We start from the raw sequence: 22,194 nt of genomic DNA, 5'->3' as shown, positions 1-22,194 counted from the left end.
ATAACTTATGAGGCGCCGCTGAAACAAGGGAATCGTCTCAAAATCATACATATGTCCGATCATGCCTGTCTCACTTGTGATACGGCTCGCCCCTGAGGATGGTGAAGGCGCGGTAGAGCTGCTCGAGCAGGATCGCCTGCGCGAGCTCGTGCGGGAATGTCATGGGCGACAGGCTGAGCACCGAGCTCGCCCTGTCTTTCGCCAGCTCGCCGGCCCCACCGGGGCCCCCTATGAGGAAGACCATCCTCCTGGTCCCGCGCATCTGGTGACCGGAGATCATCCGGGAGAGCCCCTCGGAGCTCTGCTGCCTGCCCCCGGCGTCGAGCAGGACCATGTGATCGCCGGGCTTGAGGTTCGATATCGCCTCCGGCTCGTCGCGGCACGGCAACACCTGCAAGGGGGCGTAGTGGGAAATCCGTTTCGCGTAGTCGGCCGCGATCTCGGCGATCGGCCTCGCGCGTATCCTGCCTATCGGCAATATGAGAATCTTCATGGCTTCTTTGCTCCTACGCCATTTCGATGACCGCATCGACGAGCTTGCCCACGCCCTTCCACACCTCGCCGATCGATCGGGCGTTCATGTAGGCCGGGGTCGTCACTACCCTGTTTTTCCTGTCGATCACGCACTCGGTGGGCAGCGAGCGCTCATGGCGATGCCCCATGGCCTCAACGTCGCGAGCCACATCCTCGTCGTCCCCTGCGGTGAGGACCGCCGAGATCCCGGCCTCCTCAAGCGCCCTCGCGAGCGTCGCAGGCGCGATGCAGATTGCGCCGACGGGCTTGCCGGCCGCCGCCATCTCCCTGATCAGGCGCGCGGTCTCCGGCTCCACGCTGCAGCGGGCGCCGTCGGCCAGATACGAGGAGAGGTTCAGCGCCGCGCCCTGGCCGCCGGGTATTATGAGCGCGTCGAGATCGGCCGCTCTTGCCTCCGCCAGGGGATCGATCCGCCCCCTCGCTATGCGGGCCGACTCCACGATCATGCTGCGCCGCTCGGGCAGCTCGTCCCCGCTGAGGTGGTCCCGCACGAATCTGGCCTCCCCCGCGGGTGCGAAGCAGAGCGCCTCGGCCCCGGCCAGATCGATCGCCAGCAGCGTGAGCGTGGCCTCGTGCACCTCGGAGCCGTCGCGGTGGCCGCACCCGCACAATATCACGCCTATTCTCTTCTTCCCCATTCCCATCCCCCCTTCAAGCCTCAGCCTCAGCCTCAGCCTCAACCTTAACCTCAGCCTCAACCGCTGCGCAAGTCCCTTGCGGAAGTCCGCTTTCTGTTCTAGAGCCCTTCCCATGTCCTTTGCCGACCTCGCCATCCCCTCTCCGATCCGCAGCGCCTTCACCTACTCGGTGCCCGAGGGGGCATCCCTCGAGCCGGGCATGCGCGTGCTGGTCGAGTTCAGGAAGAAGTCCGCGATCGGAGTGGTCCTGTCGCTCCGGGAAAACCTCCCGGAGGGCGTGGCGCCCGGGCGAATCAAGCCGATCGTGGAGGTCCTGGACGAGTCGCCGTCGCTCTCGGCCCCCCTGCTCGAGCTCATGCAGTGGATGTCATCGTACTACTTCGCCCCGATAGGCGAGGCGGTGCGCGCGGCGCTGCCGGCCAGGATGCTCGACCCCGCCCCCCCCAGGACCACAAGGCCCTCTGCGCCCGCGGAGATCGCCGCCCTCCACGAGGACGCTTTTCTGCTCACCGCGGAGCAGTCCTTTGCCATAGAGGAGATCGCGGGCCGGGCCCGATCGAACGCGCACTCGACCTGCCTCATCCACGGCGTGACAGGCAGCGGCAAGACCGAGGTGTATCTCAGGCTCTTCGAGAGGCTCGCTGCGGAGGGGAGGCAGGGGCTGCTTCTCGTGCCGGAGATCGGCCTCACCCCGCAGCTCGCGGGCCGCGCCGCGGCCCGCTTCGGCGAGCGCGTTGCCGTCTATCACTCGGCGCTCACCGACGCCCAGCGCCACGCCCAGTGGCGGCGCATGAGGTCGGGCGAGGTCGACGTGGTCATCGGAACGCGTTCCGCGCTCTTCGCGCCGCTCCCCTCGCTGGGCGCCATAGTCGTGGACGAGGAGCACGACGGGTCATACAAGCAGGACGAGGGGTTCACCTACAACGGCCGCGACTGCGCGGTGATGCGCGCGCACCTCGAGAAGGTGCTCTGCGTGCTCGGCAGCGCAACCCCGTCCCTCGAGAGCGCTGCCAACGCCAGGTCGGGCAAGTACGGGCTGCTCTCCCTCGGCTCGCGCACGGGCAACGCCTCGATGCCCTCGGTCGAGATCGTCGACATGCGCGCGGCGAGGCGCTCGGGCGACGGGATGGGGTTCTCCTCGCTCTCGCCTGCGCTCCACCGCGCGATCTCCGAGACGATCGAGCGAGGGGAGCAGGCGCTGCTCTTCGTGGGCAGGCGCGGATTCGCCAGCGCGCTCATCTGCGAGTCGTGCGGCGAGAGGATCGGATGTCCCAACTGCGACATATCGCTGTGCGCCCACTCGGACCGAAGGGGCGATTTTCTCTCCTGCCACTGCTGCGACTTCCGCGCCCCGTATCCCGAATCGTGCCCCTCGTGCGGCTCCTTGGAGCTCGTGCCGGCCGGCCACGGGACGCAGAGGCTCGAGGCGGAGATAGCGGACTTCTTCCCGGGCGCGAGCGTCGCGCGCCTAGACAGCGACATGGCCGGGGGCCAGAAGGAGCGCAACCGCATATTCAGGGGCATGCGCAGGGGCGAGATCGACATCCTCGTGGGCACACAGATGGTGACGAAGGGACACGACTTCCCGGGGATAACGCTCGTGGGCGTGGTGAGCGCCGATCACTCGCTGCACATGCCCGACTTCCGCTCCGCCGAGCGCACCCTCCAGCTGATCACGCAGGTCGCCGGACGCGCGGGACGGGGCAAAAAGCCGGGCCGGGTGATAATCCAGACGTGGCAGCCCGAGCACCCGTCCATCGCCGCGGCGGCGAAAAACGACTTCGAGGGGTTCCTCGACGCGGAGCTCGCCTACAGGAAGAGGGCCGGATACCCGCCGTTTTCGAAGATCGCCTGCGCAAGGGTCTCGGCCGTAAGGCAGGACGCGGCGCGCGACGCCGCGGGGCAGGTGGGCTCGATCCTCAGGGCGGAGGCGGCCGGCTGCCCGGGGATCAGCATTCTCGGCCCTGCGCCTGCGCCCGTGGAGAAGCAGAGGAACCGCTGGCGCTGGCATCTGCTCGTCAAGGCCGCAAACCAAAGGGAGCTTGCGCTCGTGCTCTCGAGGGCCCAGGCGAGGATCGAATCCGAGGTGCCGAGGGCCGCCAGGGTCTCCCTCGATGTGGATCCGGCCACCCTGATGTAGAATTTTTTGCCGAAAAAAACCCATTTTCGCAGTAAAACTTAATTAAAACAAATGGTTACCTCTTTGTGGGAATTTTTTGCGGCCCACGCAACTTGGGTACCCCTCCCTGCCGATAACTACTGTGGAAGCGAAGAGAGAAATCGGGAGTCACAAAGTTCGACCCCCCCCTTTGGGCCCTTCAGCGATAGTGTTGGAGGGTCCTTTTTTTGCTTCGGGCACGGCGACGGATCGGGAAAGCCTCCTCGCTACGGCTCGCTCACTCATACGCCGTTCGCTCGCCTGCGCACTCGGCGCCGCAGCACCATAGGCTTTGAAAGCGACGCCTCCTGACGCCGCTCGGCAGTCTTTCCCGATCCGTCGCCGAACCAAGCAAACATGCGTTCCGGATTGATAAGGCCGGGCTTGCCTTGAGGTCCCTGCTTGCCTATAGTGGCGCCATGATACGGAAGATCGTTAAATACCCCAGCCCGGTCCTGCTCAAGGTCGCGGAGCCGATACAAGAGGTGACCGACGAGGTGCGGGTGCTGCTCGACGACATGGCGGAGACCATGTATGCGGCCGACGGCGTGGGGCTCGCCGCCCCCCAGATCGGCGAGTCGGTCCGCGCGATAGTCATGGACGTGAGCGGAGGCGGCAAGACCGAGTCCGAGGCGCTCATCAAGATGGTCAACCCCGAGATAGTCGGGCGGGAGGGCGAGGTCGAATACGAGGAGGGATGCCTCTCCGTGCCCGGCATGCTGGTCAAGATAAAGCGCGCGGCCCGCGTCAAGGTCAGCTACCTCGACGAGAACGGTATCCGCGAGGAGATGGACGCCGACGGGCTGCTCGCGATCGCGGTGCAGCACGAGATCGACCACCTCGACGGCGTCCTCATCATCGACAGGGTGAGCAGGCTCAAGAGGGACATCTACCTCAAGAAGCGCAAGAAGGAAGAAGGCCACCCCACAGCCCTATAGCCAATGGACATCGTCTTCATGGGATCGGCTGCGTTCGCACTGCCAGCGCTCAGGGCGCTTGCCGACTCTCATCACAACATCCTCGAGATGGTCGCGCAGCCCGACAAACCGGCAGGACGAGGCATGAAGGTGCGGGCATGCCCTACCGCCGCCTTCGCAGGCGAGCGCGGCATCCCGCTCAATCACCCGGCGAGCGTGCGGAACCCGGAGGAGATCGAGCATTTCCGAAACCTCGCGCCGGACCTCATCGTCGTCATCGCCTACGGCAAGATCCTGCCGCGCGAGCTCATCGACATCCCCGCGCACGGATGCATCAACGTGCACGCATCGCTGCTCCCGAAGTACAGGGGCGCCGCGCCGATAAACTGGGCGATAGTCAACGGCGAGAGGGAGACCGGCGTGACCACGATGTTCATAAACGAGGAGCTCGACTCGGGCGACGTCCTGCTCGCGGCCAAGACCCCCATCGGCGAGAGCGAGACCGCGCCGGAGCTGCACGACCGGCTGGCCGCGATGGGGGCCGACCTCCTCAAGGCGACCCTGTCGGAGCTGGCTGACGGCAAGCTCCGTCCCATCCCTCAGGACCACGCGAAGGCGACATACGCGCCGATGATCGAGAAGGAGGACGGCCGCATAGACTGGACGATGGGGGCGCGCGCGATCCGCAACCGCGTCAGGGGATTTGCGCCGTGGCCCGGCGCATTCACCGCGCTGCGCGGCAGGGGATTGAGGATCCACATCGCCGAGCTCTACGAGGGGAGCGGCAGGCCCGGCGAGGTGATAGAGGCCGGCGACCGGCTCTGCGTGGCGTGCGGCGAGGGCGCGCTCAAGCTCGTGGAGATACAGATGGAGGGCGGCAAAAGGATGACCGCGGTGGAGTTCATGCGCGGACACGCCATAGAAAGAGGGGAGAAACTGGGATGACAAGGACTCTCATCGCTCCTTCAATACTCTCGGCCGACTTCTCGAGGCTGGGCGATCAGATACGCGAGGTCGAGGCCGCGGGCGCGGACGTGATTCACGTGGACGTGATGGACGGCCACTTCGTGCCCAACATCACCATCGGCGCGCCGGTCGTGCGGAAGATCAGGCCGGTCACGAAGCTGCCGCTCGACTGCCACCTCATGATCGAGAACCCAAAGAGATACGTCGCCGACTTCGCGAAGGCGGGCGCGGACTGGATATCGGTGCACGTGGAGACGGGCGACCTCTCCGAACTCCTGCCGGCGATACGAAAGCTCGGCTGCAAGGCCGGCGCGGTCATAAATCCGCCCACGCCGGTCGAGAGGGTCCTGCCATTCGTGGAGCTCGCGGACTTCGTGCTGGTGATGACCGTCAACCCCGGATTCGGCGGCCAGAAGATGATCCCCGAGTGCATCGACAAGATCGCGGTCATAAGAAGGCACATCGACAGGAAGGGATTGCCCACTCTGATAGAGGTCGACGGCGGGATCAACGCCGAGACCGTGGGGCAGGCGCTGAATGCCGGCGCCCAGATCATAGTCGCCGGCTCGGCGGTGTTCGGGACAAAGGACTACGCAGCCGCGATAAAGGGCCTCCGCGGAAAGCAGCGATGAGCCGCCTGTCGAAGTGGCGCCAAATTTTTGACGCTGCGCACGTCATAGGATGGTCATATTGATAGTTCTTCATGTCGGATAAGCATTTTTGAATCCTCGCCTTCTCAAAAAATCCCAAAATATCAATATAACTCGATAAAATATCTGACACCCTTTTCCGGGCACGATTCTTGCTCACTCTGTCTGTGGTGTTTCACCGCTGCTATCAGGGCAAGGAGGGTCATATGGTGATCGACAGGGTCCAGGGGGCCAAGGATCTGGCGCTCGTAAAGAAGATGGAAGAGGAAAAATGGGAGGGGTTGAAAAACCTGATCGTACATAACTGGGATCATCTCACGGAAATCGGCAAGCTCTCCGGCACCACGGGCTCGAACCTCGCCCTGTCGCACACGGCGAGGGACGAAGGGGGCCGGGGACAGGACATCCGATTCGAATCCGATTACATCGATTTCACGCCGGAGCAGGTCAGGCACAAAGGGTCGAGGGGCGATCCAGGATATGACGGTTTGCAGAGTTACGGGGTCCACATCGAAAACCTCTACAGGGTGACCGACAGCGGCGGGGCCGTGCACTATCTTCTCATGTACGACAGGGCTCCCGACGGCTCCATACGCATATACAGGATGCCCGAGGAGCATCCGAACTACGCGAAGTCCCTGGAGAAGGCGCGCATAGAGACGGAGGTCGCGAATCTCGACGCGTTCGAGACCATAATGACGGGCGCGCCTGCCGAGGAGACGAGGATAAGCGGCGCCGGCCGGTTCGCCGAAAACGCCCCGCATATCGCGCGCGACGCGGCTGCCCTGTCGGCGGTCGGCAGGCTCACCTCCGAGCAGGCGGCCTACTTCGTGGAAAAGGCGCGCGCTGAGCATGAAGGCGAGGACATGAAGATCGGTTCGGTCGTGCTCGAAGACGGGAGCCGGAGCCCGGTGATGCTTGCCGAGGTGATCGAGGAGTCGTTCGTGGGCACCGGCTTCGAGTCGGTCAAGGACGACGCAGCGGACATCCTTGCTGCAAAGGCGCTCGGGCTCGTCAGGGCCTCCATCGCGGAGAAGAGACGGGAGCCGAGCGGCGAGAACGTCTTCGACATAGATCACGACGGAAAGCTGTACCGGGGTGTGAAGCTCCCCCGTGCCGCCCTCAAGGCGGAGGGCGACATATTCATCCCGCTTGAATATCTCGAGGGGTTTCCGAGCGACTAGTCGCCGGATTTGAGGAGCAAATCCATGTATTCCCGCGCGGCCGGATCCAATCCGGCCGCCTTTTCTACGCACTCGTCGCGGTCCATCTGAAACATGTCCGACATCCTGTCTCCGGCCATATAGAGGTATGTGAGGGAATATGTGGGGTCGTACCCGAGCGATCTCCCCAGCATGCCTGCAGCGTCGACCTTGTCCTGCTGCCCGACCGCCACGTTGTTGACGTACGACGCGAGCGCGGCCAGCGGCGGCAGGTCAACGACGACTCGATGGTCCGCATCGAAGCCGAAGTGGCTGTCCGCGATCACCTCCCGGCCGTCGGCCCAGACCGCGACCGCCATGTGCAGGAGGGGGCTGCCGTCGAACTCCTCCCTGACCCACACGAACCTGGGATCGAAGCCTGCATACTTGTACAGCGAATAGAGCACCCAGCTTATCTCGGTGCAGTCGCCCCAGCGGAACTTCAGTGCGTACTCGGCATTGTATTCCACGGGGAACGAATTCCACACTTCCATGCCTAGCCCCTCCTTGGAGAAGGCCGTGTCGTAGATCGCGCGCGCGAGCTCCAGCTCGCTCTCGCCGCGGACCGAGCGCGCCATCCGGCTCAGCTCATCTCTCGTCTCAACATCGCTTTTCGTGTAGGGGTTCCCGTCGTACACGATCCACGGGAGCCTGAAGCCGGCCTCCCACGCCTTAATTGCGAACGAACCCTGCTCCTCTTCGAATGTCGTCTCGCCCGAGCGGAAGTACTCGTCCTCGATGATCTCTATCGCCAGCGCGTAGACCTCTGCCGGCTCGATCGTCCCGTCCGGCACGAGGGAATCCGCGGGCGGCCGGAAGATCCTGGCGGAGAGCCCGGTGTCTATGAGCTCCCTGGCAACGCCGCGCCCCTGCATCAGCTCGCACAGCTTTGCCGCATGCGCGTCCTCTGCCTTCAGGCTGTAGCAGAACGACCGCTCAGGCATCCTCCACCCCAGCCATGTGGGAACCTTTTTCGACACCCTACCTCCTGCAGGGACCTTATCGCGCTTTGGCTCAAGATGTTGCCTTGTTTCTGAGCAGCGGGATCGCAAGCCTCTGTCTCTCAGTTTCACCCTTCAATTTCAATGACTTGCGCTCGGCAACGAGGCCGCGCGCACCCCCGTGCTGCCCGCCGAGCGCCGCACAGTCTGCGAAGAATACGGCGTGCTTGCCGAATCTGGCGGCCGCCTCGTCCACCGCCGCGAATGCACGCTCCCCGGCGAGGACATGCGCCGGCTCATCGAACAGGACAAACTGGGAGGGCATATCTGCGGTCAGGTCCATGAGCACAACGCCTGTGGCGCGATACAGAACACCCTCTCTGTATATCCCGTCGAAGAGCCCGCGCAGCAGCGGCACCAGCTCGCCTGTGGATGCGGTGGGCCGCTCCACCTTCGCCTCTGCGCCCTCTCCGTCGTACCCCTGCGTGCGCAGAAAGAGCGCGAGCCCGCGGGCCGCGAGGCGGTGGCGGCGCGCCTTAATGCACGCTGACTCGAGGTTCCTGAGTCCGCGCGCCCAGACGTGCGCGCGGTCGGAGGATGGAGGGGTGAAGGTCTTTGTCTTCGAGATGGAGGCACGCGGCGCAGGCCCCTCCGCCGAGACCTCGTAGACGCACTCACCCCGCAGCTCCGCCCACAGCTCGCGGCCGACCTTGCCCAGCAGCTTCGACGCAAAAGCCTCCGGCCTCTGCACAAAGTCCAGCGCGCTCTTTATGCCGTGCTTCTGAAGCAGCGCAACGGTGGAGGGCCCGAAGCCCCAGACCTGCGCAAGCCCGGTGCGCGCGAGCAGCAGGTGTATCCTCCTGCCGCCGCATTCCACAAGCCCGGCGGGCTTTCGGAGCCTGGAGCACAGTTTGCAGAGAGATTTCGAGAGCGACACGCCGGCCGAGACGGTGATGCCGAGCTCTCTGTGGATCGCGTCCTGTATCTTAGCGGCGATGCCGGCGTACCCGGTGCGATGGAGGCGGCGCAGCCCGGTGAGATCGAGGAACCCCTCGTCGATCGAGTACTCCTCCACCGTAGGGGTGAAGCGGCGCATGATCGAGAACATTCGCTTCGAGAAGATCGAATAGGTCTCGTAGTCGGACGGCAGGATCACGCAGTCGGGGCAGACCTTTTTCACCTCCCACAGCGGCACGCCGCGCTTCACCCCGCGCGCTTTTGCCTCGTAGGAGGCCGCGGCCACGATCCCGCGCTCCGCGCCGGTGATGACGGGCCTGCCGCGCAGCTCAGGGTGGATAGCCTGCTCGACCGACGCGAAGAACGCGTCCGCGTCGATGTGCGCGATGCCGCGCGGCCAACTGTGGAGCGTGATGGGCGAGGCCATGTCCCACGCGCTAGGCCCTTCCCCGTTCACATGTCAACCTGGGAAGGCTGACTCAGCAGACGAAACGGTTCAAGGTGCTTTTCTCGCTATCCCTCCTCGCCTCAAACGCCGTCTCGGCCGGGGCGCAGTCCCCACGCCCCGGCATTTCATCATTAGATGAACCAGACTGTCTGAAGGTCATCGGGGGCTTTCGTCGGCCGGTACTTATAGGCTGCTGAATCCGGCCTCCCTGCCTGCCGGCAGGCAGGCTCGAGCCACGCTGCGAAAAGCACCCTGAACCGTTTCATCAAAGCGGCAGAGTGGGCGCTATTGGGCGCATCCTCTATTGTTATAAGGGCATGCCTCCTGGCAGAGGTCGCAGCCGTACCCGGGACCCGGGACCCGGGACCCGGGACATGGAAGGGTTCTCCCGGTTCCTGATCCCTGATCCCCGATCCCAATCTCAAGGCGCGGGGCTTCTATGGTGAGATAGGAGATGCACTTCTGGGCGTCGAGCGTGCGCGGCGAGAGGATCGCGCGCGCAGGGCAGGCGTCCAGGCACTTTGTGCAGTCGCCGCAGAGATCATCGTGCGGGGAGTCCGGCTCGAGCTCGAGATCGGTCACGATCTCGCCCAGCACGAACCACGAGCCCAGCTCGCGGTTCACCAGCACCGTGTGCCTGCCGATCCAGCCCAGCCCAGCGCGCTGTGCCAGGGCCTTCTCGAGAATCGGGCTCGTGTCGCAGCAGGCCTTCGCGCTGGCGCCGGGCGCCCGCTCTCGAATCGCATCCCACAGTAGCGTAAGCCTCCGCCCCACCTCCGCGTGATACTCGGCCCCGCGCGCGAACCTGGCCCTCAAAACTCGGGACCCGGGACCCGGGACCCGGGACCTGAAAGAGCTTTCCCGATCCATGGTCCCCGATCCCCGGTCGCCGATCCCCGATTCGCCGTACGCAAGCGCACAGCATATCACCGAGCGCGCGCCGGCGAGGAGCGAACGCGGGTCGCAGCGCGCCGCAGGGTCGCGCGCCAGATAGTTCATCGAGGCGACCCTGCCGTTTGCAATCGCCCCCTGCAGATGCGCAAGCTCATCGACCGGCTCGGCCGTGGTCACCCCGCACAGCGCAAAACCGACCTCGATCGCCCTCTTCTTTATCAGCTCCTTCATCACTCTATTACCTTGGAGGCTTCGGGTGTCAGCGGGTCGGGGGACCCTGTTGAGCGGCGTGTGAATTCGCCGCGAATCAAGAGCCCTGCGATGACCGCGGCGAAGAGACGCAGGCGAGTGAGCGGCGCCTGAGCGAACGAGCCGTAGCGAGACAGTGTCCCCCGACCCGCTGACAGGCCCCGAAGCCACGAGTTATAAGGCCCTTTTGAAAAGGAACAGGCAACAATTATCAATGTCAATGCTGCTAATCATTAATATCGCGAAACATTTTGATTTTCATGCCGATAATGTACAATAGAGGGACAGGATACCCCATGGGCATAGAGAAGATACATGCAAAGCTCGCGGAGATGCCGCCCGCGTGGATCAGCCGCGCCGTGTCGCGCGGCGGCACGATCGCCAACGCCACCGAGATAAAGAAGCTGCTCGGCGAGCCCATACCCGAGATCGTGGACCCGGAGACCCTCCCCCCCGAGGTGGCGGCGTTTTTCGCGCCCAAGGGGCTGCTCGAGCGTCTCCGCAAGAAGCTCTCCCTCTTCTCCCGCAAGAAGGGCGGGAAGATCATACCGGCGAGGAACACGATCGCCTCGGTCGACGAGGACGACAACCTCTACGTGGGCGTGGACTTCCTCGCCCAGCACGGCGGGGACGAGGAGCTGATCGCCGGGATAGTGGCCCACGAGTGGGGCCACATGATGAGCGATCTGCCGAAGGGGGTCGACTGGTCGCACCTCTCCTGGGACCGGCTGCACGCGATCAGGCGCGAGGAGGAGGGGGACGCGGATGCCTTCTCCGGGCGCGTCATGTTCCTCATGGGCTATTCGGTGGAGCCGATGATCGGCTTCCTGGAGAAGATCGACAGGCGCAAGAAGGAGAAGAGGCTCCCCTGCCACAAGTACCACAACTTCGCCACGCGCGCAGCGATACTCCGGGAGGCCTTCGAGGCGGAGAAGCGCGCCATGAAGACAGCGAAGAGGATATTCGCTTCCAGGGACGGGACTGGCCCCAAGGTGGGGAGAATAATCGGCGCCGGATAACCGCAAACTCCAAGCACCAAATAACAAATTCCAAATAACCAATGACCGAACAAAGGCTCAGTTCGGAATTTGGTCATTGGTGCTTATTTGGTGCCCTCTTCCATCCACTTGAGGTAATCCTTAGCGCCGTCGATCACAGGGACCACGAGGAACTCCGGGACCTCGTAGCTGTGCTTCTCCTCGATCATCTTCTTGATCGCGCCGATCCGGTCCTCGAACGTCTTGATGAGCAGCAGGTGCTCCTGGTCCGCGTGAATCTTCCCATCCCACTCGTAGATCGACTCGATCTTCGGCACTATCTGCACGCAGGCGGCGAGCCCCTCCTTGACGACGAGCTCGGCGATGGAGCGCGCCTCGTCCGCCCTGTTCGTGGTGGTCATTGCGAAGACCGGCTCCCTCACTGGCCCTCCTTCGTGGAGAAGGGGACGCCCGCCGCCTTCTCGATCGCGCGCGCGAGAAGAAAGAGGTAGTCGGAGAGCCTGTTGAGGTAGACCAGCCCCTGCTCGTTGTCGTACAGGCCGTCCTCGGACATCCTCACCGCGTGCCTCTCCAGCCTACGCGCCACGGCGCGCGCCATGTCCAGGGCCGCCGAGGCATCGCACGCGCCCGGGACGATGAATGAGCGGGGGAGCTCGATCGAGCGCTCGAGCGCCGCGATCCTTGCCTCGATGCTCTCGACATGGCGCACCGAGGTGGGCTCGACCCAGCCCTGCTTCGAGATGTCGGCGCAGCAAAGCTCGCCCGCCATGCGGAAGAGCTCCAGCTGCAGCTCGCGCATCTCCCGGGCCTGTCCGCTCAATCGTCCGCCGTATTTTTCGGCCATGGCGCGCGCGAGCCCCATGTGGGAGTTGAGCTCGTCGATGGCGCCCACCGCCTCGATGCGGGGATCCGACTTTGCTACCTCCTCGCCCGATATGAGCCTCGTCCTGCGCCGATCGCCTGCCCCCGTCACTATGCCCATGCCGTCAATCTAAGTAATGCGCGCGATTTTGTAAACCTGCTAAAAGCCCTGGTTGACATGTCCCTCCCGTGCAAATATCATCCGGAAATCAAGGGGTTTTCCATGTTCGTATTCCGCACGATCATCTGGGGCATGGTCTTCATGGTGCTGTCGCTCTTCGTGGGGCCGTGGCTCGCGACCCGCTTCGACGCAAGTTTCCCGATGCTGGACATCGGCATGTTCCGCTACGCGGGCGTCGCGCTCATCGCCGTCGGCGCTCCGCTGACCCTCTACTGCGGGGCGGTCCTGCTGCTGCCCGGCGCCTCCAGGCCCGCGCCCTACGACGCTGGCGGCGTCTTCACCGTGGCCGGCCCGTACAGGTACGTGCGCAATCCGTTCATGCTCGGCGTGCTGCTCACCATGTGGGGCGAGGCGCTCATCATGTCCCGGATAGCCATGTTGGCCTACGCGCTGATAATCACGTGGGCCATACACTTCTGGGTCCTCTTCTACGAGGAGCCCGCGCTGAAGGATGGATTGGGCCACGAATACGAGAGATACCGCAAGGCGGTCCCACGCTGGTTTCCGCAGTTCAAACGATACAAAGGATAAAGCCGTGACTGGCAACTCGTGACTAGTGACTAGTGACTAGCGTGCTTGCGCCAGTCACGAGTCACGGATTTAAAAAGCCTGATCTATCGGCGACGGGACGATCTCGCCCGGCCCGCGCGAACCCAGCTCCCGGCGCAACTCGTCGATTTTTTCCGCCCAGAGCTCTTCGTGCGCCAGCAGCGCCTCCGCCTTGTCGAGCAACCCAAGGGCTACGTCGGGGTGGCCCAGCTCCGCCTGAGCCACGGCGAGGTAGTAGTAGGCGTGCCCGTTGGTCGTGTCCACGCCCACCGCGTCCCTGAACAACGCCGCTGCGCGCTCGCACTGCCCGTTCTCCATGAGCGCCCTGCCCTTCTCGACCAGCCTCTCCGAGGCCTGGCGCTCGGGCCCCACCTCCATCTGAGGTGCGGTCGCCGGCTCGCGGACCTCCCTCGGCGGAACGCGCGCGCCGGGCGGGAGTTTCTTGTGAGGGGGTTTTCTGGGGCAAGCGGTCAGCGAGAGCGCGGCGATCAGGGCCAGTGCGATCCCTAGAACTCCATGGGAGCGGTCTCCCGTGCCGATGCGTCGGTCCCTATCTCGCTGCATGTCTTTTCGGGCTCCGTTCCCTTGATGAAGACCTCGAATCTCCCGCCCGGACAGGAGGAATCTGAAAGCCCGCCGGTCACAGGGTCGATCTTTACCAGAATGACGCCGGACGGACCAGAGAAATCGCCGTCGCCGTTGGGCCGCACCTCGTTCATGAATTTCGTCCAGATCGGCAGCGCGCCCGAGGCTCCGCTCAGGTTCATCGTGGCGTTGTCGTCGTAGCCCACCCACGAAAGCGCCAGCAGCTTGGGAGTGAACCCGACGAACCATGCGTCGCGGTAGCTCGAGGTCGTGCCGGTCTTGCCGGCCGCGATCGCGGTGAAGCCCCTGCTGCGCGCGCCGGCACCCGTCCCGCTGTCGAGCACGCCCTTCATGACGCTCGTGGTGAGGAAGACCGGCCCCGCCTCGAACTCGCGCTTCATCACGAGCGACTTCTTCTCGAGGACCTCACCCTCCTTGGTGACCACGTTGATGATCGAGACCGGGTCCGCCCTGATGCCGCCGTTGGGGAAGATCGTGTATGCGCTGGCCATCTCCATGGGGGTGACCTCGAAGGCGCCGAGCGCCATGGACGGGACCGCCATCAGCTCGCTCTCGATGCCCGCGTCCCTGGCGGTCTTCACGACGTTTTCGAGCCCCGCCTCGATCGCCAGCTTCGCGCTGGCTATGTTGTAGCTCTGCTCGAGCGCCCTTCTCAGAGTCACCGGACCGTGCTCCTTCTTGTCGTAGTTGGCCGGGCTCCAATCCTTGCCGCCTGATCTCACGCTGAACGAGGTGTCGTCCACGAGCGACGCCGGTGTGAACAGCGCCCTGCTGCGCGCGGGGTCCATGGCCGTGAGGTACACGAACGGCTTGAAGACCGAGCCCGGCTGGCGCATGGCCTGGGTGCACCGGTCGAACTGGGTGTCGGCGTAGTCGCGCCCGCCGACGAGCGCGCGAAGGTAGCCGGTGGACGGCTGGACCGCAACCAGACACGCCTGCAGCCCTCCCTCGTGCTCCCTGGGCAGCCTCGTCGCGTAGTCCCTCTCCAGCGAGGCGATCCCCTGCGAAACCGCCCGCTCGGCCGCCAGCTGCATGAACATGTCCAGCGTGGTGAAGATGCGCAGCCCCTCGGTCTTGAGAACGTCGGGCGGGTACAGGTCCGCGAGCTGCCGCTTCAAAAAGTCTATGAAGTAAGGCGCCACGACCGTGCGCGTCCTGACCCTGGGGGTCACGATCTTCTCCTTCTTCGCCTTCCCCTGCTCCTCGGCGGTGATGAAGCCCTTGTCGCGCATGCCCGCCAGCACGAAGTCCCGCCGCTCCCTCGCCTTCTCGGGGTTGGCGATCGGGTTGTACAGGCTCGGCGACTTGATCATGCCCGCTATCATCGCGCACTCGCCTGCGGTGAGCTGGCTCGCGGCCTTGCCGAAGTAGAGGCGGCTGGCCTCCTCCACGCCGGAGACCGAGGCGGAGCCGCGCTGGCCGAGATATATCTCGTTGAGATACGCCTCGAGTATCTCGCCCTTGGAGTGCTTCTTCTCGATCCGCCAGGCTATGAGCATCTCGTTGAGCTTTCGCGCGAAAGACCTCTTCGGATAGAGGAAGAAGTTCTTCACGAGCTGCTGGGTGAGAGTGGAGCCGCCCTGCACTATGCGCAGGGCCTTGAGGTTCGCGAGCGCGGCGCGCGCGATGCCGACCGGGTCCACGCCGCCATGCTCGAAGAACCGCTCGTCCTCGATCAGGATTATCGCCCGGACGAGATTCTCCGGCACGTCGGAGAGGGCCACGGGGGTGCGGTCCTCCATCTTCTCGTTGAATATCGAGGCGACCTGCTCCGGCTCCAGCCTCGCGATCTCCAGCGCCTCGCCGGTGTCCATCCTCTTCATCTGCCTGATGGTGCCGCCCTCTATGCCGACCTCTAGCGGGAACCCCTTGAACGGATCGTCCGGGTAGTCGAAGTCGTGCAGGTGGATGAGCAGGCGCGAGTCGGTGAGCGAGTACTCGCCCGGTCCCTTTATCTCCTGGCCGGTGTTGCGGTAGTCGAGCCGGTCGAGCTTGGAGGCGATGCTGCGCGCCTTTATGTCCAGCCCCGGATAGAGGTATTCGGCGTCCGAGAAGACTCGCGAGGGGAGGTCCCATTTGCGCGGCCTGTCGAACTTCTCCTCGATCATCCCGTCGAGGTGATGGAAGTGGTACAAGAGCGCCACGCCGCCCACGATCGCGAGCACCACGAGGACCTTGAAGAGCCTCGCCGCCCTGCGCAGCACGCCCGGCCCTTTTGACCTGCCCCCGCCGCGCCTGGCGAGCGCGCGCTTGCGCTCCTGCATCTGGCGCTGGCGGTTGGCCTGGCTCCTGTCTCGTCTGTAGTATGGCGACATCGCGCTTCCCGTAAAAAATGCGGAGGGGGTGGGATTCGAACCCACGGTGGCTTTTCAGCCACAGCGGTTTTCAAGACCGCCCGTTTCGGCCACTCACGCACCCCTCCATTCCAGAGAACTCAAACGATCGATCCAGACCAAAAGGCCCGCTCGAGCGGGCCTTTTATTCACATCGCAGCCTTCGCTGCAACCCTCACTTCCCCTGCTTCCAGCGGGAGGCCGGCCTCTGCACCTCGAGATCGCTGTCAGGTGCGGCCCGGGCGGGTATCTCCTCGTACTGGTCCATCTGCCTTGCAGGGGCTGTGTCGTAAGCCGGTGCGGGCGCAGGCCCTGCCCCCTTTGGCGGCGGCACATAGCCGGACTGCGGCGACTTCACGTCCTCCAGCCGGATCGTGCCCGGCGGGAGCGGCTCGGGCGAATACCCCGGCAGATCGCTCTTCACCGGCCCGTAGGAGGGCGCCGGTGCCGGCATCGGGGCCGGCGCAGGGGCAGGCGCCGCATATTTCGGGGCCGGTGACGGCATCGGGGCCGGCGCAGGGGGCGGTGGGGCGTATCGCTGTGCAGGCGAAGGGGCTGCTCCGGGATAGACAGGCATCGTATCGGAGACCCCTGGTATGTAGTGCCTGAGCACCACCGGCTTGTCTTTCGACGACTCGTAGATCGGCTCCTCATAAGCCGGGGCAGGCGTTTTCTGCGGAGCCGGAGCGACATACCTCTGCGCAGGGGCAGGCGCAGGGGCCGGAGTCGAGTACTGCGGCGGCGGCATCGGCGCCGGGGGCGGAGGGGTGTATCGCTGCGCCGGGACCGGCGCGGGGGCAGCGGCGCCGGACCTGCGCGCATCCAGCTGCTCGAGCGTCACCGCGCCCTCGGGCACCGCAGTATCGCACCCGCCGGGGAGGTCGCACTTGGTCGAGCCGGCGCCGTGGTAGCCATGTCCGTAGGGCATCGGCTGGTACTGCGGCTGATACGAGGGCCCGGAGTAGCTCCTCTCCTGATAGGGCCTGGGCTGCGCCGAGGGCGCCTTCTTCTCGGGTATTATCGTGCGCGGCGGCGGCTCGGTGCTCTCGGTTATGGTCTGGCCCCCCTGGCCCGTGACCTGGGTCTGCGCCCACAGGGGCGCACAGACGAGCACTGCGGCTGCGGCAAAAGACACGGCGATGAACATGCGCATATCGGCCCCCTTGACTTTGTGCGGCAGTTTAGCATTTTCGCCGCAAATGACAACCGCCTAGCGGCCAGGGGCGCAAAAGGGAGATATCAGTCATGCGAAAGGCGATTGAGGCCGTAACGGAGGAGGCCAGGGCCCATTTCACCCGCTCCAGGGGCAGCCACGGCTGGGACCACACCGAGAGGGTCCGCTCGCTCGCCCTGCACATAGGCAGAAGAGAGGGTGCGGACCTTGAAATACTGGAGATGGCGGCACTCCTGCACGACATCGGCAGGCACAGGGAGGACGAGTCGCTCGGCGAGGTGTGCCACGCGAAGGAGGGGGCGAGGCTCGCCCGGTCCATCTTAGAAAGGCACGAAGTGGAGGCCCGCATAGCGGACGCCGTCGTGCACTGCATCGAGCACCACCGCTTCCGCGGCGAATCCCGGCCCGACACGCTTGAGGCGCGGTCCCTCTTCGACGCGGACAAACTCGACTCCATCGGCGCGGTCGGCATAGGCCGCGCATTCCTCTTCGCCGGCGAGAACGGGGCCAGGCTCCACAACCCGCCCGGCACCGATCCGCTCAAGGCGCCCGCGTACGGCCCCGAGGACACCGCATTTCGCGAGTTCCTGCACAAGCTCCGCCACGTCCGCGAGAGGATGCTGACCAAAGAGGGCAGGCGCCTCGCCGGGGAGCGGCACGCGTTCATGCTGGAGTTCTTCGCGAGGTTCAACCGTGAAATCGAGGGAAAGATCTGAACCCGCCTGCGCATCATGTCACAATGTTGACATTTGAGCCGCCTTTCATCATACCTGCGAACCCGACCCGGACTACAGATGGACGAAACCGAACAAACAGACAAAAGAAGATCCCTCCTCGCAAGGATCAAGGCATATCCGGGCAGGATCTTCTGGGCGCTCTCGATGCCCGGTGCCACCCGCAAGCTGCTGGCGCTCGCCCTCCTGGTCGGCCTCATCACCGGGCTCGTCTCCTGCGTCTTCCAGTGGCTCATCGACGCCATCGCCGGCATAGCATACGGCGCACAGGGCTCCATATTCACAGGGCCGTGGCGCTGGGCTGTCCTGTTCATACCGGCGCTTGGAGGTCTGCTCGTGGGCCTGCTTGTCACGCGTTTCGCGCGTGAAGCGAGGGGACACGGCGTGCCCGAGGTGATGCTGGCCGTGGCGCGAAGGGGGGGGAAGATCAGGCCTGTAGTCGGCGTCGTCAAGGCGCTGGCCAGCGCGATCTGCATAGGCAGCGGCGGCTCCGCCGGGAAGGAGGGGCCGATCGTGCAGATCGGCTCCGCGTTCGGTTCGTCGGTCGGCCAGCTCTTCCGCATGCCCGGCGGCATGACCAAGATGCTCGTCGCATGCGGCGCAGCCGGCGGCATCTCCGCCACATTCGCCACGCCGATCGCCGGCGTGCTCTTCGCCATGGAGGTGATACTCCAGGAGTTCGCAGCCAGCGCGTTCTCCATGGTCGTCATCTCATCGGTCACCGCATCCGCCGTCTCCAGGCTCATACTAGGCGAGGGTTTCTTCTTCCACGTGCCCGTGTACGACCTGGTGAGCCACTGGGAGCTCTTCCTGTTCGCGGCCCTGGGAGCGATCGCAGCGCTCTACGCCCGCGCCTTCGTGAAGATTCTCTACAAGATCGAGGATGTGTTCGACGGAATCCGCATGCCCGAGTGGCTCAAACCCGCGCTCGGCGGCCTCCTCCTCGGGGCCATGGGGATCGCCATGCCGCAGGTCCTGGGCACGGGCCACGAGGCCACGGAGGCTGCGATGCTCGGCCATCTGGGCGCACTTTCCCTCATAGTGCTGTCCGCAGCGAAGATATTGGCGACGTCTCTCACCCTCGGCTCCGGTGGCTCCGGCGGGGTATTCTCGCCATCGCTCTTCATCGGCGCAATGCTCGGCGGCTTCACGGGGCGGGCCTTCTCGGTCGTGCTGCCAGGGATAGTCGGCTCACCCGGTGCCTACGCGCTGGTGGGCATGGGCGCCCTCTTCGCAGGCGCCACCCGCGCCCCCATCACCGCGATCATCATCGTATTCGAGATGACCAACGACTACGAGATCATCCTCCCTGTGATGACCGCCGTCGTCATCGCCACGCTCGTCTCGCGCCTGCTCAGCGAGGAGACCATATACACGCTTAAACTCATCAGGCGCGGCATAAGGCTCGGAGCCCCAAAGGAGGACGCACTGGCGATGATGGCGGTGCGCGACGTCATGCGCGAAAAATTTGAGAGCATAGGCGAGGACACGAAGCTGGTGGATCTCATCGACAGGATCCAGCGCGGGGCCCAGCACGGCTTCCCGGTCGTGGACGGCCAGGGAAAGCTCGCGGGGCTTATCACCTTCGCGCAGGTCAGGGCGGCGCTGTCGCTGATAGGCGAGCTCGGGGAGATGGTGGTCGCAGGGGAGCTGATGCTCGCCCCTCCGCCGGTGGCCTTTCCGGACGAGAGCATCGCGCAGATAGCCGAGAGGCTGGAGATAAGCGACGTGGACAGGCTGCCGGTCGTGGACCCCGACGACCCGGGCAGGATCATCGGCCTCATCACCCACGGCGACATTATCCGTGCCTACCGCAGCCGGATCGGCAAAGCGAGAGACGATGCCATGGAAGGCATGGGGATATGATTGCCATCGCCTCCGCGTGTGATATAAGTCCCACATCCCAAAAGGAGGGTTTCATGAAGAAGGTCAAAGCAATCGCAACGGCAGTCGCGGCGCTGGCGCTCTTCGCATCAGCTGCATCGGCCAAGGACGTCCCGGTGGGCAAGGGGGCGGCGGTGCACACGATCGTCGCGACGCAGCCGGCGGACGTGGAGGTGGTGAAGTCATACGACCGGGCCATAAAGATCAGGAAGCTGGGCAGGAACGACACCGCATACTGGCACGCGACCAACGGCACCTACCTCCTGGACGGCCGGCATGCCTACCTCTGGTGCGCGATCTACGAGCCGAACAAGGACCAAGCCAAGTACCACTGGGTGGCGATCAACACCGAGGCGTTCAACCGGGCCATGCAGCTCAACCAGAGCTTCGAGGGCGGGGTGGCATTCTACCTCGTCACGAACGACGGGAAGGAGACGCAGCTCACCGCGTACCCGTACAGCACGCTGGACGCCATGACCCGCGGCGAGAAGATCGTGAACGTGAACGAATAGCATTATGAACACCGCGATCATACTCGGCGCGAGCGTCGCCCTCTTCGCGCTCGCCTATAGATACCACAGCCCGTGGATCTCGCGCCGACTTGGAGTGCAGCCGCACCGGCCGACCCCCGCGCACACCATGCGCGACGACGTGGATTACTGCCCGGCGAAGGCGCCGGTCCTCTTCGGCCACCACTTCGCATCCATCGCCGGCGCCGCTCCCATAGTCGGCCCAATAGTGGCGGCAACCTACGGCTGGCTGCCGGTGCTCCTCTGGATAGTCCTCGGCGGTATATTCCTGGGATCGGTCCACGACTTCGCGGCGCTCGTGGCGAGCGTGCACCACAGGGGGCTCTCCATAGGCGAGATCATCGGTCGCTACGTGGGCCGCTTCGGCAGCAGGATCTTCCTCTTCTTCCTGTGGGCGACGCTCGTGCTGCTCATGGCGGTCTTCCTCGTCGTGGTCTCCAAGACCTTCGAGTCTGCCCCGTCCGCCTCCACGGCGTCGACTCTCTTCATCGGACTCGCCTGCGCCTTCGGGCTGGCGATCTACAGGTTCCGCCTGCCGCTCGGCGTCGCCACGGTCGCCGGAGTCGCGGTGCTCGCCGCGTGCATGGCCGCCGGCTGGGCCTGGCCGCTCGCGCTCGCGGAGCGCACGTGGATATCGCTGCTCATCGCCTACATTGTGCTGGCCGCAGTGCTGCCCGTGTGGCTCCTTTTGCAGCCCCGCGACTTCCTCAACTCGTTCCTCCTGTACGCGCTGATCGCCGCCGGAGCGGTCGGGGTCCTTGCGGCAGGGGGCGTGGCGAGCTATCCGGCGTACGTCGCGTGGTTCGACCCGAAGCTCGGCGCCCTCTTCCCCATACTCTTCGTCACCGTCGCCTGCGGCGCGATATCGGGCTTCCACTCGATAGTGGCGTCGGGCACCACCGCAAAGCAGCTCGACCGCGAATCGGAGGCGAGGCCCGTAGGATACGGCGCCATGCTCCTGGAGTCGCTGCTCGCCTTGATCGCGCTGATCGTGGTGATGCGCATGGGACGGGCGGACTATCTCGATCGGATCTCCGCCGCGGGCCCGGTCGCGATCTTCTCCGACGGCATCGGCGCGATGCTTGGGGCGCTGGGCGTGCCGCAGGCGCGCGGCGCGGAGTTCGCAGCGCTGGCGGTCTCCGCGTTCGTGCTCACCACGCTAGACACCGCCACGAGGCTCGGCCGCTTCGCCCTGCAGGAGCTCTTCGCCCCGCGCAAGGGCGCTGCGCACAACATCGTCTCGGGCAACCGCTACGTGGCCACCATCCTCACCGTGGCCGCAGCGGGCGCCCTGGCTTATTCGGGCAAGTGGAAGATGATTTGGCCCATCTTCGGGGCGGCGAACCAGCTGCTCGCCGCCATCGCCCTCCTCGCCGTCTCCATCTGGCTCAAGAGGGCGGGCGGAAAGAGCGCGTTCCTCAGGATCCCCATGTTCGCGATGTTCGCCATCACCCTCTCGGCGCTCGGTGTGATCATCCACAAGGACCTCTCTGCCGGCAACTTCGCGCTGGCCTCAATCAGCGCAGCGCTGCTCGCGCTCGCTGTCACGCTGGTGTGGGAATCGATCCGCTCCGTCCGACGCGCAAATACAAACCAATAACCAGAAACAAGCTGATAGTTTCTGGTAGTCGACTGCATGTCGGATTCCTGACACAAGCCGGTATGTTTTTACCCTTTTGATCCATGCCCCTTATTGCCTGAGCTTTAAACCATATTATTTACAATAACTTGAAAGGCAGCTCCCGATACAGGGGATGGCACGCTTTATGCTGTTAATCAATATTGATGGA

Annotated in this window: 21 protein-coding genes and 1 tRNA gene; 11 read left to right on the top strand and 11 right to left on the bottom strand. The window is 64.6% G+C overall.

All coding sequences use genetic code 11. The features are described from left to right. Positions 1-70 precede the first annotated feature (70 nt). The gene (locus JXA24_08065) at positions 71-493 is read right to left on the bottom strand and encodes a 23S rRNA (pseudouridine(1915)-N(3))-methyltransferase RlmH (GenBank protein ID MBN1283707.1); all 423 of its coding nucleotides are present in this window, start codon (positions 491-493) and stop codon (positions 71-73) included. Between the two features lie 13 nt (positions 494-506). Next, a complete protein-coding gene (elbB, locus tag JXA24_08060) occupies positions 507-1,172 on the bottom strand; it encodes an isoprenoid biosynthesis glyoxalase ElbB (GenBank protein ID MBN1283706.1) in 666 nt (221 codons plus the stop codon). A gap of 112 nt (positions 1,173-1,284) precedes the next feature. On the opposite strand from elbB, the gene priA reads away from it, so the two are divergent. From priA to JXA24_08035, 5 genes are all read left to right on the top strand, one after another. Further along, positions 1,285-3,312, top strand: coding sequence for a primosomal protein N' (gene priA, locus JXA24_08055; protein ID MBN1283705.1), 2,028 nt, complete (start codon positions 1,285-1,287; stop codon positions 3,310-3,312). A 437-nt stretch (positions 3,313-3,749) separates the two neighbouring features. Next, positions 3,750-4,268 (top strand): peptide deformylase, encoded by a 519-nt coding sequence (def, locus tag JXA24_08050; protein MBN1283704.1) that lies wholly within the window; start codon positions 3,750-3,752, stop codon positions 4,266-4,268. A 3-nt stretch (positions 4,269-4,271) separates the two neighbouring features. After that, on the top strand, positions 4,272-5,192 hold the full coding sequence (locus JXA24_08045; protein ID MBN1283703.1) for a methionyl-tRNA formyltransferase: 921 nt from the start codon (positions 4,272-4,274) through the stop codon (positions 5,190-5,192). Continuing rightward, on the top strand, positions 5,189-5,845 hold the full coding sequence (locus tag JXA24_08040; protein ID MBN1283702.1) for a ribulose-phosphate 3-epimerase: 657 nt from the start codon (positions 5,189-5,191) through the stop codon (positions 5,843-5,845). Before JXA24_08045 ends, JXA24_08040 begins: the two co-directional genes overlap by 4 nt. Before the next feature lie 224 nt (positions 5,846-6,069). Then, entirely contained in the window at positions 6,070-7,047 is a 978-nt protein-coding gene (locus JXA24_08035) for a hypothetical protein (GenBank protein MBN1283701.1), read from the top strand. Here JXA24_08035 and JXA24_08030 read toward each other — a convergent pair. The 3 genes from JXA24_08030 to queG form a co-directional block, all read right to left on the bottom strand. After that, positions 7,044-8,045, bottom strand: coding sequence for a hypothetical protein (locus JXA24_08030; protein MBN1283700.1), 1,002 nt, complete (start codon positions 8,043-8,045; stop codon positions 7,044-7,046). The genes JXA24_08035 and JXA24_08030 overlap by 4 nt on opposite strands. 34 nt (positions 8,046-8,079) lie before the next feature. Further along, complete coding sequence (locus JXA24_08025; protein ID MBN1283699.1) at positions 8,080-9,420, bottom strand: DNA polymerase IV; 1,341 nt, start codon at positions 9,418-9,420, stop codon at positions 8,080-8,082. A 276-nt stretch (positions 9,421-9,696) separates the two neighbouring features. After that, the gene (queG, locus tag JXA24_08020) at positions 9,697-10,536 is read right to left on the bottom strand and encodes a tRNA epoxyqueuosine(34) reductase QueG (protein ID MBN1283698.1); all 840 of its coding nucleotides are present in this window, start codon (positions 10,534-10,536) and stop codon (positions 9,697-9,699) included. Positions 10,537-10,850: 314 nt separating this feature from the next. Between queG and JXA24_08015 the strand changes: the two genes are divergently transcribed. Then, a complete protein-coding gene (locus JXA24_08015; GenBank protein ID MBN1283697.1) occupies positions 10,851-11,573 on the top strand; it encodes a hypothetical protein in 723 nt (240 codons plus the stop codon). An 83-nt stretch (positions 11,574-11,656) separates the two neighbouring features. Here the strand turns inward: JXA24_08015 and JXA24_08010 are convergent, their stop codons facing one another. Together JXA24_08010 and JXA24_08005 are read right to left on the bottom strand one after the other, a co-directional pair. Next, positions 11,657-11,953, bottom strand: coding sequence for a divalent-cation tolerance protein CutA (locus JXA24_08010; GenBank protein ID MBN1283696.1), 297 nt, complete (start codon positions 11,951-11,953; stop codon positions 11,657-11,659). A 17-nt stretch (positions 11,954-11,970) separates the two neighbouring features. After that, entirely contained in the window at positions 11,971-12,534 is a 564-nt protein-coding gene (locus JXA24_08005) for a cob(I)yrinic acid a,c-diamide adenosyltransferase (GenBank protein MBN1283695.1), read from the bottom strand. Between the two features lie 102 nt (positions 12,535-12,636). On the opposite strand from JXA24_08005, the gene JXA24_08000 reads away from it, so the two are divergent. Further along, positions 12,637-13,125, top strand: a complete 489-nt coding sequence (locus tag JXA24_08000) for an isoprenylcysteine carboxylmethyltransferase family protein (protein ID MBN1283694.1) — start codon at positions 12,637-12,639, stop codon at positions 13,123-13,125. 69 nt (positions 13,126-13,194) lie between these two features. On the opposite strand, the gene JXA24_07995 is transcribed toward JXA24_08000, so the two are convergent. From JXA24_07995 to JXA24_07980, 4 genes are all read right to left on the bottom strand, one after another. Continuing rightward, positions 13,195-13,707, bottom strand: a complete 513-nt coding sequence (locus JXA24_07995) for a tetratricopeptide repeat protein (protein ID MBN1283693.1) — start codon at positions 13,705-13,707, stop codon at positions 13,195-13,197. After that, entirely contained in the window at positions 13,650-16,064 is a 2,415-nt protein-coding gene (locus tag JXA24_07990) for a PBP1A family penicillin-binding protein (GenBank protein MBN1283692.1), read from the bottom strand. Before JXA24_07990 ends, JXA24_07995 begins: the two co-directional genes overlap by 58 nt. A gap of 20 nt (positions 16,065-16,084) precedes the next feature. Further along, positions 16,085-16,171: transfer RNA gene (locus JXA24_07985), tRNA-Ser, on the bottom strand. 86 nt (positions 16,172-16,257) lie between these two features. Beyond that, entirely contained in the window at positions 16,258-17,235 is a 978-nt protein-coding gene (locus tag JXA24_07980) for a hypothetical protein (protein ID MBN1283691.1), read from the bottom strand. Positions 17,236-17,327: 92 nt separating this feature from the next. Here JXA24_07980 and JXA24_07975 point away from each other — a divergent pair, with 92 nt between their 5' ends. From JXA24_07975 to JXA24_07960, 4 genes are all read left to right on the top strand, one after another. Further along, positions 17,328-17,972, top strand: coding sequence for an HD domain-containing protein (locus tag JXA24_07975; GenBank protein ID MBN1283690.1), 645 nt, complete (start codon positions 17,328-17,330; stop codon positions 17,970-17,972). Positions 17,973-18,161: 189 nt separating this feature from the next. Further along, positions 18,162-19,856, top strand: a complete 1,695-nt coding sequence (locus tag JXA24_07970) for a chloride channel protein (GenBank protein ID MBN1283689.1) — start codon at positions 18,162-18,164, stop codon at positions 19,854-19,856. 53 nt (positions 19,857-19,909) lie between these two features. After that, positions 19,910-20,386, top strand: a complete 477-nt coding sequence (locus JXA24_07965) for a hypothetical protein (protein ID MBN1283688.1) — start codon at positions 19,910-19,912, stop codon at positions 20,384-20,386. Positions 20,387-20,390: 4 nt separating this feature from the next. Continuing rightward, positions 20,391-22,004 (top strand): carbon starvation protein A, encoded by a 1,614-nt coding sequence (locus tag JXA24_07960; protein ID MBN1283687.1) that lies wholly within the window; start codon positions 20,391-20,393, stop codon positions 22,002-22,004. Positions 22,005-22,194 lie beyond the last annotated feature (190 nt).

The sequence above is a fragment of the Pseudomonadota bacterium genome, assembly GCA_016927275.1.
Classification (GTDB): Bacteria; UBA10199; UBA10199; order 2-02-FULL-44-16; family JAAZCA01; genus JAFGMW01.
Note: the sequence above shows the minus strand (reverse complement) of the source record. Positions and strands in the feature narration are given on the sequence as shown.